We start from the raw sequence: 15,337 nt of genomic DNA on the forward strand, positions 1-15,337 counted from the left end.
GATCCCGCAAACACCGACCGGCAGTCCTGACGTCGGGGGGTTGTCGTCAGGACCGCCGGGGACCGGAGGGGGAAAGACCGGAGAGGGAAGGAGCCGGGGACCCGTCAGTGCCCCGGGGGGAGGGTCAGGGGGTGAGGCCCTTGCCGCGCAGCCACGTCATCGGGTCGATGCCGGTGGCCTGGCCGCCGGGGTGGACCTCCAGGTGGAGGTGCGGTCCGGTGACGTTGCCGGTGGCGCCGACGCGGCCGATGACGTCGCCCGTGCTGACCTTCTGGCCGGCGGAGACGCTGATCGAGGACTGGTGGCAGAACCACAGCTCGGTGCCGTCGTCGAGGGTGAGGATCGTCCGGTAGCCGTAGGAGCCGGCCCAGCCCGCCTCGGTGATCGTGCCGCTGTGGATGGCCTTGATCAGGGTGCCCGTGGGGGCGGCGAAGTCGAGGCCCGTGTGGTAGCCGGAGGACCACATGGCGCCGGCCTGACCGAAGGTCGAGGTGATCGTGTACGAGGAGGTCGGCAGCGTGTACTGCTTGGCCAGCGCGGCCAGGCGCTCGGCCTCGGCCTTCCGCTTCGCCTCGGCCTCCGCCTTCTCCTTGGCGGCGGCGGCCTTGGCGGCGGCGGCCTGCTCGGCCTTGGCGGCCACGGCGGCGGCCTGCTTGTCGGCGGCGGCCACGGCGGCGGCAGCGGCCTTGGTGTCGACCTGGCCCTGCTGCCTCTCGGCCTGGGCCATGATCCGGTTGCGCAGCGCCTCACCGGCGTCGTGCGTGCCCTGGGCGGTGTCGGCGGAGGTCACGCCGACGCTGCTGAGCGCGGTCGCGGAGCCCTGGGGCGCCGGGGCGGAGGAGTCGTCCTCGCCGAGCAGGGAGCCGACGGAGGGGAGGTCGGGCATGGAGATGGACACCGGCGGCTTGCCGGTGTTGGCGCTGGCCATGCCGCCCGCGCCGACGGCGGCTATGACGCCGACGCCCAGAACCGTGGAGCTGCGGGCGAGTCCGCCGCCGCGCTGCTTGGAGACCCGATGCCGGCCGCGTACCGGAGGGAGGGACTCCTCGGTGGGGTTCCACTCCTCCCAGGGGCCCTCGTCGGTGCGGTAGCTGTCGTAGCCGAAGGTCTCGGTGCGCTGGCTCGGCACGAAGGGGGCTGTGGGGGCAGGCCGGTTGGACGCCACTCGGGCGTACTCCTTTCCTTCCTCCGCCTACCGGGTTAGCTGACGGGTTCGGAGCAGGAAGGTCTCCTACGCGCGTATACCGGCCGTGGTTACACGGCGGCATTGGCGCGATTCACCCCAAGGTGGTGGTTCCCCGGTTCCCTCGCGGGATTCGGCGCGTGCGCACGGAGCCGCCTCTTGTGACGGCTGGGACGACCGCGCTGCGTTATCGAACGTTAATAGACCCAGCGGCCAGATTCCAAGCTCTTCTTCTTGATCGTTAACGAATTTCAGGCGGGACTTACCCCTCCATGAGCGGTGAAAATCGGGCGACTTGACCACACCCCAGCATGAACCCGGAAGGTCGCCCTCATTTGACGGTGTGTCAGTTGCTATGCGGAGGGCTTCCGTCCGATCACTGTTCGTGACAACGGGCCGGTAGGCGCCCAGGAGGGGACACCCGGGCCGGGAAACACTCAGGGCCGGAATCCATGAACTGGATTCCGGCCCTGAGCCTTCAGTAGCGGGGACAGGATTTGAACCTGCGACCTCTGGGTTATGAGCCCAGCGAGCTACCGAGCTGCTCCACCCCGCGTCGGTGACACCAGCATACGCCATGCGCGGGACGCCCAGCACCAGGGTTTATTCACCGGTCAGCAGATGACGGTTCGGCTCCTTGGCACGGGCCTCGAATTCCGGCAGTACGACGACGTCGACACCCTCGGCCGCGAGCAGCCCGCTCCCGTCGGCGCCCGCCACGAAGGTGTCCGGCTCCCGCCAGGCCGTGACGACCCGCCGCACCCCGGCTCGCAGGATGAGCCGGGCGCAGGGCGCGGGCCGCGAGGCGCGCCGGGCACAGGGCTCCAGGCTGCTGTAGACGGTGGCGGCGGGCAGCCTCGGGTCGGCGGGGTCGATCTTCGCCAGCGCCGCCTCCTCGGCGTGCACGACGGGATCGTCGCCCTCGCGCGAGTACCCGCGCGCCAGCTCCGTCCCGTCGGCGGCCACCACGACCGCGCCCACGCTGAACGCCGTCCCCGAGGGCGGGCACAGCGCCGCCAGCTCGCACGCGATCCGCATCCAGTGCCGGTCGGCCGCGGTGACCGACGGCCCGGTTCCGGGGGCGGTCGGCTCGTAGCGCATCAGGACGACGTCCTCGATCCGGCGCGTCTCCACGAGCCGCAGCCGGCCGCCCTGGTAGCTCCCCGGTCCGAACAGCCGGGGTGCCCGCGGGTCCCCGACGAACAACGGCGCGAGGACCAGCTGGAGTTCGTCGGCAAGGCCCTGCTGGAGCAGCTGGGTGTGGACGGTGCCGCCGCCCTCGACCATCAGGCGCCGGACGCCGCGCTCCTCGTACAGGTGCGTGAGCAGGGCCGGCCAGTCGAGGTCGGCGCCCAGCGGGACGACGTCGGCCGCGAGGCCGAGCCCCCGGGCCCGCTCCGCGCCCTTCTCGGTCGTGTAGAGGACCTTGTCGCCGCCGGTGTGCCAGAACTTCGCGTCCGGGTCCAGGTCGCCGGAGCCGCTGACCGTGACCTTGAGGGGGTACTCCGGCTGTCCGGCCGCGACGCGGGCGGCCCGCCGCTCGGGCGAGTACACCAGCAGGCGCGGGTTGTCCGCGCGGATCGTGCCGGCGCCGACGAGGATGGCGTCGACCGAGGCCCGCACCTCGTCGACGCGGTCGAAGTCGGCCGGGCCGGACAGGAGGAGCCGCTCGGGGCCGGTGTCGTCCAGATGGCCGTCGAGGGAGACGGCGGCGGACAGCAGGACGTACGGGTACGGCATCGGCGCGCTCTCCCTGGTGAAGGCCGGTGAGAAACAAGGGCTTGGTTCAAGTTTGAAACAAACTTACACTGGCGGTATGACGACCCGCTGGCTCACCCCCGAGGAGCAGCGCGCCTGGCGCGCGTACATCGCCGCGACGCACCTCCTGGAGGACGCGATCGACCGGCAGCTCCAGCAGGATGCCGGCATGCCCCACCTGTACTACTCCATCCTGGCCAACCTCTCCGAGAGCCCGGAGCGCCGGCTGCGGATGACCGAGCTCGCGGAGCGGTCGAAGATCACCCGCAGCCGGCTGACGTACGCGGTGGCACGCCTGGAGAAGGACGGGCTGGTGCGGCGGGAGGGCTGCCCCTCGGACAAGCGGGGCAGCGTCGCCGCGCTGACCGACGAGGGGATGGCCGTACTGGAGCGCACGGCGCCCGGGCATGTCGACACGGTCCGCGCCCTCCTGTTCGACCGGCTCACCCCGCGGCAGGTGGAGCAGCTGGAGGAGATCTTCACGGGGGTCGCGCAGGGGCTCCAGGGCGAGGATCCGGGCGAACCGCCCGGCGATGTGCCGTGGCTGCGGCGCTCGGCACCGTCGTCGCCCTGCTCATGAACCCCACCACAAACCTGTTGCTTCAACTTTAAAGCATGGGGTAGGGTCCACAACCGAGGATCTGCTTCAAATCTGAAACAGGCCCTGAGCAGGTGTCCCTGAAGCAGCACAAGGTCACGGAACCCGGAGAACCCGCATGTCCGACTTCCCCGCCGCCACGCCGCGCGCCCGTGTCCGGGTACCGCTGCGCTTCCAGGACGGCTACGCCGTCGACGCCGAACTCGTGACCTTCCACGGCCTGACGGACGGCCAGGAGCACCTGGCCGTCGTCCTCGGCGACCCCGGCCCGGTCCCGCTGGTCCGCCTGCACTCCGAGTGCCTGACCGGAGACGTCTTCGGCTCCGCCCGCTGCGACTGCGGCCCGCAGCTGCGCGAGGCCGTCGAGCGCATCGCCGACCGCGGCGGCGTGCTGCTGTACCTGCGCCAGGAGGGACGCGGCATCGGCCTCTACAACAAGCTCGACGCGTACGCCCTCCAGGACCAGGGCCTCGACACGTACGAGGCGAACGCCGCCCTCGGCCTGCCGGAGGACGCCCGCGACTACACGGCCGCCGCCCAGATGCTGGGCGCCCTGGGCATCGGCGGGCTCGACCTGCTCTCCAACAACCCCGACAAGGCCGAGCAACTGCGCGACCTGGGCATCGAGGTCCGCGACCGCGTCCCGACGGGCGTGTTCACCACCGCCCACAACGTCCGCTACCTGCGCGCGAAGGTGCTGCAGACCCAGCACACGCTGCCGCTGGCGGAGCTCAGCGCGGGCTGACGCCGAAGGCGTTGGCCCGAATCGACGACGCGGCGCGCGCCGGCGAACTCCTGACGTCTCGAAATGAGACGGCGCCCGAGCCGACCGAAGCCGGCCCGAGCGCCGCGTGGCAGGTCAGAGGGGGTGAACCCTCCCCCGCAGCCGTAGGCCCTGTGGGACTCGAACCCACAACCAATGGATTAAAAGTCCACTGCTCTGCCAATTGAGCTAAGGGCCCAGGCGATGTTGCCTCCCCGAGCATAGCCGGACGCGGCCGCGTCTCCGATCGGGTATCGGGGACGCGGCCGCGTCGGGGGTGGCGAAGTGGCCGGAACGGCGCAGGAACCGTCAGGGATCGGCCGGTTCGGGGCTGACTAGAAGAGGCCCCTGTAGCTCTGCCAGCCCGTCCCGATCTTCACCCGTGCCGAGAACGAGCCCCTGCCGGTGCCGGTCTGGCGGTACAGGTTGCCCGCGGTGTCCCGCGCGACCAGGTCGTTCTTGCCGTCACCGGTGATGTCCCCGACGCCGACGACCGCGTTGTACGACGCGCCCCAGCCGGAGAAGACCTTCACGCGCCCCGTCAGCCGGCCCGCCCCGGTGCCGTCGTAGCGCCACAGCGTGCCCGACCTGTCCAGCGCCAGGACGTCGCCGAAGCCGTCGCCGTTCAGGTCGCCGGCGCCGACGATCCTCTTGTACGCCGACCACGCCCGGATCTTGACGCCCGCCTTCAGCTTCCCGGCGCCGTCGTTGGCGAACAGATAGACGTCACCGGTCGAAGCCTTGCGCGCCAGCAGGTCGGTACGGCCGTCACCGGTCAGGTCGCCGGGGGCGGTGAGCACGTTGTACGCGTTCCAGCCGGTGCCGAGGGAGGTGTGGCTGTTCGAGGGGGTGTACTCCCAGCCGCACCGGCCCGCGTAGCGCCGCAACTCGCCGTTCGGCATGCGGACCAGCATTTCGGCGCACCGGTCCTTGCCCATGTCGCCGAAGGGGACGGCCACCGTACCGGCGGGCCAGCCGGAGCCGGAGTACTTGGGGCCGAAGGTGCCGTCGCCCTTGGTGTAGTGCAGGGTCAGAGCGCCCGAGGAGTTGAGCGTGACCAACTCGCCGTTGCTGGAGTACCCCTGGTCGTGGAACCCCTGACGGCCGCCGTTGTAGGCCAGTGTGCCACCCGTGGTGTACGTGCCCCCACCGTCGTCGGCCGTGGCTCGCAGGCTCCAGGTCTTGGGGCCGTTGAAGGGGAAGGCGCCGGAGTCCGTCTTCAGGTCCCAGTTCACCTCGACGTGCGCGCCGCTGCCGGTGAGGGTGCGCTCGGTGTGCCCCAGCGCGTCCTTCACGGTGAAGGTCCAGTGCGCCGGCTTGTTCAACTGCCAGATGCTGTCCCAGTAGTTGACCCCGTTGTTGCCCCTCACGTCCACCGAGTCGCCAGCCACGTCCGACTCGATCTTCGCCAGGGACTGCGTGGGCACCCCGCTCTGCACGATCCGGATCGACTTGTCCTCGCCGACGTACGCGATGTCGCCGCCGAGCTTGTCCACCGTCCAGGTCAGCCGCCGCTGGTCGGCGGTCCTCCCGGCCGGCAGGTCGGCGATCGCGCGCGGGGCGGCGGCCGTACCGGAGTGGTAGTCGGTCAGCATCAGCTTGCCGGCCGTCCGGTCGTGCCGGACGAGGTAGCCGTCACCGACGAGGGCGGGGCCGGAGGGCACCGTGATGTTCTTCTTCGCCGTACGGTCGTACACGCCCGCGGCGCCCGTCGGGCCGCAGTTCCAGTAGATCCAGCGGCGGATGACCTGAAGCTCCTTGACCGTGCAGGGAGCGCCGGTGGAGACGGTCGCGACCGTCTTCTTCGACTCCAGGTCGTACGAGGTCACGACCCCGTTGCCCGAGCCCGGGGTCCACAGCGCCGAACCCCACACGGAGGCGGCCGTGATGCGCCGGGTCAGCCGCACGTCCTCGGTGCGGTAGGAGTGGACCGCGTCGACGTACTGCTTGCCGGTCGAGGACGCCTGGTAGACGTAGTAGCGGCCGGTGGCGTCGACGAAGCGGCCGCCGGTGACCGTCGGCTCGTCCGTGCCGCTCAGCGAGTTCTGGGTCAGGTGGACCTGTGCCACCTGCTTGCCGCTGCCGTCGTCCATGAAGTAGCCGGTGTACGTGTTGCCGAAGGAGCGCAGCGGCACGCAGCCCTGCGAGCCGGCGTCGCACGGCACCCGCTGGACGTGGCTGCCGCCCGCGTACACGTCGGCGTAACCGCGCGACGTCTTGGCCAGCACCGTGGAGCCGTCGGCGGAGATCTGCCGGCCGATCACCCACTGGTAGCCGCTCGGGGTGTTCTCCACGCTGGTCAGAAAGCCGCCCGCGTAGTCGATGCCCCACACGCCGTCCGTCGTGATCGGCGTCGGGGTGGTGTCCGCGGCCGCCGGGCCCGCGGTGGTCAGCGAGCCGGCGCCCAGTGCGGCCAGGCTCGCGAGAGTCAGGGCGATCCGGCCACGCCGGACCACAAAAGAGCGTGCGCGTACACGCCGAGTCAAAGGGTCCCTCCCCAGGGAAGCAAGAACGGCATGACGGCGGCGATTCCCCCTCGCCCGCTCTGTCCATGCCAAGCAGGCGGATCGTAGCAACCACTACAGCGTCATCGGTAGGCAAAAACTGCGCGACGGAAACAACGCAAGGGCCCGCACGAACGAAGTCGTACGGGCCCTTGTCTGTCAGGTCACTCGGCGTCAGCCGTTGCGCTTCCAGCGCGGCTTGTCCTCGCGGCGGCCGAAGGAGCCGGTGCTGCCGCCCCGGTGGTCGTCACGACGGCCGAAGGGGCGGTCGTGGCCGGCGGAGCGGAAGCCCGGGCGGTCGTCGCGACGGTCCCGGTTGAACGGGCGGTCGCTGCCACGGTGGCCGCCACGCTCGTCCCGGCGGAAGCCGCCGCGGTCGTCACGGCGCTCGAAGGAACGGCCGCCACGGTCGTCACGGCGCTCGAAACCACGCTCGCGGTTGTCGCGGCCGTCACGGTTGTCGCGGTCACGGTTGAAGCCACCGCGGTCGTCACGACGCTCGAAGGAACGACCACCACGGTCGTCACGACGCTCGAACCCACGGTCGCGGCCGAACCCGCCACGCTCACGGTTGTCGCGGTTGTCACGGTTGTCGCGGTCACGGTTGAAGCCACCGCGGTCGTCACGACGCTCGAAGGAACGGCCACCACGGTCGTCACGACGCTCGCGGCGCTCGTACGACGACGTGGACGCCGGACGCTCCTCGCGGGCGCCACGGTCGAAGTCCCGCGCGGCCGGCTGCTCCGGGACGGAGACCTCGACCGCCGCCTGGACCTCGGCCTCGGCCTGCTCCTGCGCCTGGGCCACCGCCGCCTCCGGGTCCTCGCCCCGCTCGCGGGCGACCCGGGCGACCAGCCGGTCGGCCTCCTCGCGCAGCTCGGACGCGCGCCGCTGCGCACGCTCCAGCTGCTTGGTGAGCTGCGCGACCTCGCGCTCGGCCTGCTGCGCGGCGTTGCCCGCGGACTCGGCCTGGACCTCGGTCATGGACCGGGCGCCGGTGATCTCGGCGACCTCCGGCTCGAAGGCGGCACCGCCCTGGATGATGTGGCGCGCGGCGTCGACGCCCGCGTCCTCCATCAGACGGAAGATCTGACGGCGCTGGTGCGGCAGGGACAGCGAGACGACCGTGCCGGTGCGGCCGGCACGCGCGGTGCGGCCCGCGCGGTGCAGGTAGTCCTTGTGGTCGCCGGCCGGGTCCACGTTCAGGACCAGGTCGATTCCGTCGACGTGGATACCGCGGGCGGCGACGTCGGTGGCGACGAGGACGTTGACGTAACCGTCCTTGAAGTCCGCCAGCGTGCGGGTGCGCGCGCCCTGGGTCATGCCGCCGTGCAGCGCGTCCGCCTTCACGCCCGCGTCGCGCAGCTGCTCGGCGACGCGGTCGGCGCCCAGCTGGGTGCGGACGAAGATGATGGTGCGGCCCTTGCGGGAGGCGATGGCCGCGGTGACCGGCGCCTTGTCCTTGGGCTTCACGATGAGGATGTGGTGCGACATGGTCGTCACCGCGCCCTGCGCCGCGTCCACCTCGTGCGAGACGGGGGCGTTGAGGTAGCGGTCGACGAGGGTCTGGATCTCGTTCTCCATCGTCGCGGAGAACAGCATCCGCTGACCGCCCGCCGGGACCTGGTCGAGCAGCTCGGTGACCTCGGGCAGGAAGCCCAGGTCGGACATCTGGTCGGCCTCGTCGAGAACGGTGATCTGCACGTCCTCCAGGGAGCAGGCGCCGCGGTTGATGATGTCGCGCAGCCGGCCCGGGGTGGCGACGAGGATGTCGACGCCGCGCTCCAGGGCGTAGATCTGGTTGCCCATCGACGTACCGCCGCAGACGACCTTCATCTTCAGGCCGAGGACGTCGCCGTACGGCTGCAGGGCGTCCGCCACCTGCATGGCCAGCTCACGCGTCGGCGTGAGGATGACGGCGCGGGGGCGCTTCTTCTCGGTGCGGCCGCCGGCCAGCGTGGCCAGGGTCGGCAGACCGAAGGAGAGGGTCTTGCCGGAGCCGGTGCGGCCACGGCCGAGGATGTCCTTGCCGACCAGGGCGTCCGGGATGGTCGCGGCCTGGATCGGGAAGGGGACCGTCACGCCGTTCTGCGCGAGCTTGCGCACGACGCCCTCGGGGAGACCGAGGTCGGCGAAGGTGGCCTCGGGGGTCTCCTCGACGCCGCTCTCGACGGTCTCCTCGGCGACGAGGGCCTGCGGCGCCTCGACGGCCTCGGGCACGACGACGTGATCAGTACTGGAAATGGACATGCGAATGCGAAACCTTCCGGAGTCTCGTCGGCACGCGCCCGTCAACTCCGTGATTCGCATTACGACCGCCTCGATGCGGTCCGCCACGGCAAGGGAGAGTACGCGCCACACGGCGCGCTCTGCCTTGGCGCCGGGCAAATGGGATCAAACGATCTACCACCATACGCACCCACCGCCCCCCAAGGCAAACCGAGCCCTGGAGACGCTCGTCACGTCCCCGCACTGGCGCTACGGCTCCACACCGGCGACCCGGCCACCGGCGCGGGCTCCCGCTCCACCAGCTGCGGCCCCGTCCCCTCGTGCGCGGACGACGACGGCTCGGCGGTCGGCGGGTCCGTGACCGGCGGCGGCTCGGAGGTTGCCGGGGGCTCGGTCACCGGGGGCGTCGGAGTGGGTGTCGGCTGCGCCTTGGTCGGTCCCGGGTCCGTCGGGACCGGCTTGTGCGACGGTCCCGGCCCGGCCGCGGACGCGGACCCGCTGCCCGCCGCCGACGGGCTGGCCGACGCCGACGCGGACTTCCCCGGCTTCTTCTTCCCGCCGTGCTCGTGCTTGCCGTCACCCGCCCGGCCGTCGTACCCCACACCGCCGCCCGACCACGCGGAACCGCCGTCCGGCGCCTCTCCGCCGCGCTGTCCCGCCGCGTGCGACGGCGTGGCCCGGCGGCCGTCGTCCTCGCCCACGTTCACACAGCCTGCGGCGGCGGTCGCGATCAGCACCGTGGCGGCCAGACGGACGGGTACGTACAAGGGGCGCACGGCGGCCACCTCCGGGGGAGGATGAAGGAGTCGCCGTGCCCAACTCCCGCCGCCCGCAAGAGGACACGCGGCCCGTTCGAAGCGGACGCCACTCGCGGACGTCTCGCGTGGGCGCCGGTCGCACTCGTGTGCGTCTCCGCGCCGGTCCCGGCGGTCGCCGTCAGCCGTATCCGAGGGCGTGCAGCCGCTCGTCGTCGATGCCGAAGTGGTGGGCGATCTCGTGGACAACCGTGACCTCGGTCTCCGCGACGACGTCCGCCCGCGTCTCGCACATGCGCAGCGTCGGCCCCCGGTAGATGGTGATCCGGTCCGGCAGCACGCCCGCGTACCACTCGCCGCGGTCGGTCAGCGGGGTCCCCTCGTACAGCCCGAGCAGCTCGGGGTCGTCGGCGGGCGGTTCGTCCTCGACGAACACCGCGACGTTGTCCATCAGCCGCGTCAACTCCGGCGGGATCCGGTCGAGCGCCTCGGCGACCAGTTCCTCGAACTCCTCGCGCGTCATCTCCAGCACAGGGTCATTGTCCGGTACGAAACGACCGTACGAGCGGCGCCGAGCGGTGCGGGCGTCGGCGGCGGAGTCGTGCGAGGTCGGCGGCGGATCCGTGCGCGCGCCGGCCGGGCGGGCACGGGCACATCGCTCCCGCCCCCGCATACCCATGCCCCTACTTGGGCATACGGGACCAATGGTCCGCGTCCCCGTCCCCGTCGCAGCCCTGAACCGGTTTCGCCCGAGCCGCTCGCGCCGGGCGTCCCGCGCCCTGCCCACCCTCGAACTCGCCGCCCAGGCACGCCCCTGGGGCCGCGCCCTCGGCCTCACGGCCGTCGTCCTCATCGGCGCCTGGCTCGGCCTGCTGATCGTCGGGAACGTCCGGGCCCAGGTCGGCCCCATGAACACCACGATGACCCTGCGCCCGTCCCTGGACGGCGGCACGAAGATCAACGTCTCCCCGCTGGGCGCGCTCACGCTCGACAGCCACGTGGCTCCCGTCCGCCTCGACGTCAACGTCGACCAGCTCGACCCGGTCCGCTCACAGGCGCTGGTCGACCACCCCGAGCGTCTCTCCGGCCTCCAGGAGGAAGTCGCGCGGGACGTCGAACACGGCACGCTCGACCTGGCCGTACGCTCCGGCGTCGCCGTCGTCTCGGGCGCGACGGCACTCGGCCTCGCGGTCTACCGCCGCCCGCGCCGCGCCCTGGCCGCCGGCGGCCTGGCGCTCGCCCTCCTCACGGCCTCCGGAGCGACGGCGTACGCCACCTGGAACCCGAAGTCCGTCCTGGAACCCCGCTTCTCCGGCCTGCTGTCCTCGGCGCCGTCCCTGGTCGGCAACGCGCGCAGCATCGTCACCGAATTCGACGTCTACCAGAAGGAGTTGGCGCGCCTGGTGACGAACGTGACGAAGCTGTACGACGTCACCTCCACCCTCCCGGCCTACCAGCCCGACCCCAGCACCATCCGGGTGCTGCACGTCTCGGACATCCACCTCAACCCCGCCAGCTGGAAGATCATCGCGTCGCTGGTGAAGCAGTACGACGTGAACGTGATCGTCGACTCCGGCGACACGATGGATCACGGCACGGCGGCCGAGAACGCCTTCCTGGACCCGATCGCGGAGCTGGGGGTGCCGTACGTCTGGGTCCGCGGCAACCACGACTCACCCGTCACCCAGCGGTACCTGGAACGGATGAAGAACGTGCGCGTCCTGGACGACGGACGGGCCGAGACGGTCGCGGGCCTGCGGTTCGCCGGCATCGGCGACCCGCAGTTCACCCCCGACCGCGCCGTGCGGCCCGGCGGCGACGCGGCGGAGCGGCTGGCCGGGGACCGCCTCGCCTCGGCGCTGCGCGACCAGCGGGCGGCCGGGAGGCCGGTGGACGTGGCGATCGCCCACGAGCCCGCGGCGGCGCGCGAGACGGACGGGGAGGTGCCGCTGGTCCTGGCGGGCCATCTGCACCACGAGGAGACGGAGGTCATGCGGTACGGCACTCGGCTGCGGCTGGAGGGGTCCACGGGCGGCAGTGGACTGCGGGCCGTGGAGCACAAGTACCCGGCGCCGATCGAGGCGTCGATCCTCTACTTCGACCGGGACACGCGGCGGCTGCAGGCCTGGGACGCGATCAAGCTGGGCGGGCTGGGGCTGACGACGGCCGAGGTCAGCCGCCACCTCCCGGAGGAGAACCAACCCGGGGCCACACCCGGCCCCACGGCCCCGTCCGTGACACCCTCCGGGAGGTCGACGACCTCGGGCCCGTAAACCGTTTTGGCGATACTCCCCGCCATCCCATATGCTTCTCACGTCCCCGACGCGCTGAGAAGCGCCCAGGCGGGCCGATAGCCCTCATCGTCTAGCGGCCTAGGACGCCGCCCTTTCAAGGCGGTAGCACGGGTTCGAATCCCGTTGGGGGCACGCAAGACCGTGTGCGACACTGTTGCACGCAAACGCTTGGTCCTGTGGAGCAGTTTGGAGTGCTCGCCACCCTGTCAAGGTGGAGGCCGCGGGTTCAAATCCCGTCAGGACCGCTGAGGTTTCCTCGGAAGCCTCGTGGCTGGGTAGCTCAGTTGGTACGAGCGATCGCCTGAAAAGCGATAGGTCGCCGGTTCGACCCCGGCCCCAGCCACCACCGCCCTACCAGGGCGAACACCCCCGCCGGGTCTCCGGTCGGGGGTGTTTTCGTATGCGGCCCCGCAATGCCATTTGCGGTGACGGGTGTGACCGCCGTGGAGAAGTCAAGATTCGGCGCGCCTACTCGAACGCCTCATCTGCAATTGGGAGAGTCGTCTCCTTGCCACTTCTTCCTTGACGGACCTCTGGAGCACCTGAATGACCGATATCGAAGTCTTCGGTTGGCAGGCCGACCGGGCCGGCGGATATTATCGCATTCAGCTTCCTCTCCAGGAGCTTGCGGCACGCGGACACACCACTGCAAGCAGTGTCCTCATGCCGGACTTTGTACGCGATGACGTAAACACGATCGTCATCGGGCAACGTATCTGCCACCCTCACGCCACCCGGCTGTGGCAGGACTTGGCCGCCGATGGGCACAAGCTCGTCTTCGAGATCGATGATGATTTGTGGAACATCGATCCCTCCTCCCCGAGAGACCACAAGTTTTTCGGGGACGAGGAGATCCGAGTCAATCTTCGGCGCAACATCGAGGTCGCGGCGGCAGTAACGGTGACCACCGAACCACTGGCCGATCGCCTGCGGCAGTGGAACCCGAACGTGCACCTCATTCCCAACGCGGTTCCGGACTGGCTCCTCGCCCACCAGCCACGACAGCGCGACGACGGCACCATCACCCTCGGCTGGGGCGGCGGGGCGACCCATCGAATGGACTGGGAACGGCACGGTGGGCAAATCCACCGTTTCCTCGACTCCCACCCTCGAACAGAGATTCACTGCCTCGGCGTCAATTACGTCGGCATGGTGGGCGTTCCGCAAGAACGCGCCCGGTTCACACCATGGGTGGCCAACGTGGAAGAGTATCTCCGGACCATCGACTACCACATCGGCATCGCCCCATTGAGAGAGCATATTTTCAATCAGAGCAAATCCGCGCTCAAGGCCATCGAGTGCGGAGCTCTCGGCATCCCCGTGGTCGCGTCCGCCGTGCGGCCCTATCAGGACTACGTCCAAGACGGAATTACCGGGTTCCTGGTACGCCGCGACGACGAATGGGGACATTTTTTGAGCGCCCTCGCCCATGACCACGACATGCGCGTGGGAATGGGTGAAGCCGCCCGCGTCCGGGCGGCGCAGCAGACGATCAGTTGCCTGGTGCCGCTCTGGGAGAAGGCGATTTTCGGTTGAAGCCCGACACGAGGAGTAATTCATGACCACGGTGACGGAAAGGGTCGGCAGGCCGAACGGTGCCGAGGCATCGACCGAAATCATCAGGAGGCTGCTCGCCGCCACCTCCACGCGCGACAACGATGTCGCCGCCGTGATCGACGATCTCGGTGCGGAAGAGACGGCGCACGTACTGTTCGACGAGATCATCTTCCGGTCCCGCCTCCAGGAGGTCGTCCCCCTTCCGGACGGCAGGACCTCCCTGGTTCTCCTGCTCCGCCACCGAGAACACGGCCAGACGGCCACCATCGCGGTGGGATCCAAGGGACTCGGCGTCCACGACGGATCGACCGAGGGCACCGCCCCGGACGGCGAACTGCCGCCGCCGGTCGTCTCTCAGGAGATGAGCGAGGTGGCACAGGCCCTCTTCGGACCCCGCGAACTCGTCTCGGCGGCCACGCGCACCATCCAGTGGCCCGGCAGCGAGATCATCGCCCGCTCTCTCGGCCGCGTGGCCACGCCCCCGTCCTACTACGCCGTGGCGCAGCGCGTGGTGCGGGTCCTGGACCGCCGGGAGCCGGCCGATCTGACGGAGCTCGCCGTCCGGTGCGGTACCGACAAGTGGGGAGCGCTGCACCAGTACCCGCAGCACTACGAGAGGCACTTCGCCCCGCTGCGCGACCACCGGCTGACGATTCTCGAAATCGGGATCGGCGGCTACGACGATCCCGAGGCGGGCGGCGCGTCCCTGCGTATGTGGAAGCACTTCTTCCCACGGGCGCTGATCTACGGGATCGACATCGTCGACAAGCGCCCGCTCGACGCCCCCCGGCTGACGACCGTCACCGCGGACCAGTCGAAGCCGGAGCAGCTCACCGCGTTCGCCGAGCGCCACGGACCCTTCGACATCGTCATCGACGACGGCAGCCACATCAGTCAGGACGTCATCACCACCTTCCGGCACCTGTTCCCCCATGTGCGTCCCACCGGCCTGTACGTCATCGAGGACCTGCACACCGCGTACTGGCCAGGGGTGTTCCGCGGAAACGACACGGATCTCAGCGATCCGAACTACACCGTCGGCTTCCTCAAGACGCTGATCGACGGCCTCCACCACGAGGAGTTCCTCCGTTCCGACGCGCGGGAACCGCTGGCCACCGACACCCGGATCAAGGGCATGCACCTCTACCGCAACGTCGCGGTGATCGAGAAGGGGCCGAACGCCGAAGGCAGCCCCGTGGCCGACATGCTCCGCGCAGCCAGGAACTCCGGACAGTAACGCCGAACACGGTCGTCGCCACGGGGGATTGTTCAGGTTTTGGTTTGTTCTGCGCCCGGCTTGGCACGGCTACCGCGCAGCGCTACGTTTTGGCTGGTCGACCGTGATTTCTGGGGGGCGGGAACGATGAGTCGGGATGAGGCCAGAGCCATTCGGGACACCGAACTGGAGAAGGACCGGGCGCGGTACGGGCTGCTCGCGGTGGTGGTCAGCAATCTCGCGATCGCCGGAGTGGCGATCTTCGGGGTGTGGCGGCTCGACGGGGACAAGGCGGTGATCGTGGGTGTGCTCACGGCCGCGTTCACGGCGGTCAGCAGCATGACCACGGCCTACCTCGGCATCAAGGCCGTCTCCAACACCGCCAGGTCGATCGCCCTGGGTGACGGCTCGCGGCTGCGGGAGCCGTCGACGGTGCCGCCGCCGCAGCGCACCCCGTGACAACAGGGTGACGCCCCCGGC

General features: G+C 70.3%; 12 protein-coding genes, 5 tRNA genes and 1 riboswitch. Of the genes, 9 read left to right on the forward strand and 8 right to left on the reverse strand.

All coding sequences use genetic code 11. From position 1 onward, the window contains the following. Window positions 1–124: 124 nt before the first annotated feature. The 3 genes from IPZ69_RS28990 to IPZ69_RS29000 form a co-directional block, all read right to left on the reverse strand. Complete coding sequence (locus IPZ69_RS28990) at window positions 125–1,165, reverse strand: M23 family metallopeptidase (protein WP_235457550.1); 1,041 nt, start codon at window positions 1,163–1,165, stop codon at window positions 125–127. A 9-nt stretch (window positions 1,166–1,174) separates the two neighbouring features. Beyond that, window positions 1,175–1,332: riboswitch (cyclic di-AMP (ydaO/yuaA leader) on the reverse strand. Between the two features lie 333 nt (window positions 1,333–1,665). Further along, window positions 1,666–1,739 (reverse strand) — tRNA-Met (locus tag IPZ69_RS28995). Window positions 1,740–1,786: 47 nt separating this feature from the next. Beyond that, the gene (locus IPZ69_RS29000) at window positions 1,787–2,923 is read right to left on the reverse strand and encodes a dihydrofolate reductase family protein (protein ID WP_235457552.1); all 1,137 of its coding nucleotides are present in this window, start codon (window positions 2,921–2,923) and stop codon (window positions 1,787–1,789) included. 76 nt (window positions 2,924–2,999) lie between these two features. On the opposite strand from IPZ69_RS29000, the gene IPZ69_RS29005 reads away from it, so the two are divergent. Both IPZ69_RS29005 and IPZ69_RS29010 read left to right on the forward strand, forming a co-directional pair. Further along, window positions 3,000–3,521, forward strand: a complete 522-nt coding sequence (locus tag IPZ69_RS29005) for a MarR family winged helix-turn-helix transcriptional regulator (RefSeq protein ID WP_235457553.1) — start codon at window positions 3,000–3,002, stop codon at window positions 3,519–3,521. A 136-nt stretch (window positions 3,522–3,657) separates the two neighbouring features. After that, the gene (locus tag IPZ69_RS29010; RefSeq protein ID WP_235457554.1) at window positions 3,658–4,284 is read left to right on the forward strand and encodes a GTP cyclohydrolase II; all 627 of its coding nucleotides are present in this window, start codon (window positions 3,658–3,660) and stop codon (window positions 4,282–4,284) included. Between the two features lie 144 nt (window positions 4,285–4,428). Here IPZ69_RS29010 and IPZ69_RS29015 read toward each other — a convergent pair. The 5 genes from IPZ69_RS29015 to IPZ69_RS29035 form a co-directional block, all read right to left on the reverse strand. Next, window positions 4,429–4,501 (reverse strand) — tRNA-Lys (locus IPZ69_RS29015). A 136-nt stretch (window positions 4,502–4,637) separates the two neighbouring features. Beyond that, window positions 4,638–6,788, reverse strand: a complete 2,151-nt coding sequence (locus tag IPZ69_RS29020) for an FG-GAP repeat domain-containing protein (RefSeq protein WP_235457555.1) — start codon at window positions 6,786–6,788, stop codon at window positions 4,638–4,640. A 192-nt stretch (window positions 6,789–6,980) separates the two neighbouring features. Beyond that, window positions 6,981–9,056 (reverse strand): DEAD/DEAH box helicase, encoded by a 2,076-nt coding sequence (locus IPZ69_RS29025; protein WP_235457556.1) that lies wholly within the window; start codon window positions 9,054–9,056, stop codon window positions 6,981–6,983. A 209-nt stretch (window positions 9,057–9,265) separates the two neighbouring features. Further along, window positions 9,266–9,811 (reverse strand): hypothetical protein, encoded by a 546-nt coding sequence (locus tag IPZ69_RS29030; protein ID WP_235457557.1) that lies wholly within the window; start codon window positions 9,809–9,811, stop codon window positions 9,266–9,268. 160 nt (window positions 9,812–9,971) lie between these two features. Next, window positions 9,972–10,322, reverse strand: a complete 351-nt coding sequence (locus IPZ69_RS29035; RefSeq protein ID WP_235457558.1) for a metallopeptidase family protein — start codon at window positions 10,320–10,322, stop codon at window positions 9,972–9,974. Between the two features lie 172 nt (window positions 10,323–10,494). Here IPZ69_RS29035 and IPZ69_RS29040 point away from each other — a divergent pair, with 172 nt between their 5' ends. From IPZ69_RS29040 to IPZ69_RS29070, 7 genes are all read left to right on the forward strand, one after another. Beyond that, window positions 10,495–12,063, forward strand: coding sequence for a metallophosphoesterase family protein (locus tag IPZ69_RS29040; RefSeq protein ID WP_235457559.1), 1,569 nt, complete (start codon window positions 10,495–10,497; stop codon window positions 12,061–12,063). A gap of 80 nt (window positions 12,064–12,143) precedes the next feature. Then, a tRNA-Glu gene (locus tag IPZ69_RS29045) sits at window positions 12,144–12,216 on the forward strand. 38 nt (window positions 12,217–12,254) lie between these two features. Further along, window positions 12,255–12,329: transfer RNA gene (locus IPZ69_RS29050), tRNA-Asp, on the forward strand. A 24-nt stretch (window positions 12,330–12,353) separates the two neighbouring features. Then, window positions 12,354–12,430 (forward strand) — tRNA-Phe (locus tag IPZ69_RS29055). 200 nt (window positions 12,431–12,630) lie between these two features. Continuing rightward, the gene (locus IPZ69_RS29060; protein ID WP_235457560.1) at window positions 12,631–13,620 is read left to right on the forward strand and encodes a glycosyltransferase; all 990 of its coding nucleotides are present in this window, start codon (window positions 12,631–12,633) and stop codon (window positions 13,618–13,620) included. Window positions 13,621–13,642: 22 nt separating this feature from the next. After that, window positions 13,643–14,878 carry a hypothetical protein gene (locus tag IPZ69_RS29065; RefSeq protein WP_235457562.1) on the forward strand — a complete coding sequence of 412 codons (1,236 nt, stop codon included), beginning with the start codon at window positions 13,643–13,645 and terminating at the stop codon, window positions 14,876–14,878. A gap of 126 nt (window positions 14,879–15,004) precedes the next feature. Further along, window positions 15,005–15,316, forward strand: a complete 312-nt coding sequence (locus IPZ69_RS29070) for a hypothetical protein (protein WP_235457564.1) — start codon at window positions 15,005–15,007, stop codon at window positions 15,314–15,316. The last annotated feature ends 21 nt before the right edge of the window (window positions 15,317–15,337 follow it).

The organism is Streptomyces olivochromogenes, assembly GCF_021538895.1.
Taxonomy (GTDB): domain Bacteria; phylum Actinomycetota; class Actinomycetes; order Streptomycetales; family Streptomycetaceae; genus Streptomyces; species Streptomyces olivochromogenes_A.

Bases quoted from the DNA above. Each gene is read 5' to 3' on its own strand.
- IPZ69_RS29005 (WP_235457553.1), top strand. From the start codon at position 3,000: ATGACGACCCGCTGGCTCACCCCCGAGGAGCAGCGCGCCTGGCGCGCG.
- IPZ69_RS29025 (WP_235457556.1), bottom strand. From the start codon at position 9,056: ATGTCCATTTCCAGTACTGATCACGTCGTCGTGCCCGAGGCCGTCGAG.
- IPZ69_RS29070 (WP_235457564.1), top strand. From the start codon at position 15,005: ATGAGTCGGGATGAGGCCAGAGCCATTCGGGACACCGAACTGGAGAAG.
- IPZ69_RS29040 (WP_235457559.1), top strand. From the start codon at position 10,495: ATGGTCCGCGTCCCCGTCCCCGTCGCAGCCCTGAACCGGTTTCGCCCG.
- IPZ69_RS29010 (WP_235457554.1), top strand. From the start codon at position 3,658: ATGTCCGACTTCCCCGCCGCCACGCCGCGCGCCCGTGTCCGGGTACCG.
- IPZ69_RS29000 (WP_235457552.1), bottom strand. From the start codon at position 2,923: ATGCCGTACCCGTACGTCCTGCTGTCCGCCGCCGTCTCCCTCGACGGC.
- IPZ69_RS29065 (WP_235457562.1), top strand. From the start codon at position 13,643: ATGACCACGGTGACGGAAAGGGTCGGCAGGCCGAACGGTGCCGAGGCA.
- IPZ69_RS29060 (WP_235457560.1), top strand. From the start codon at position 12,631: ATGACCGATATCGAAGTCTTCGGTTGGCAGGCCGACCGGGCCGGCGGA.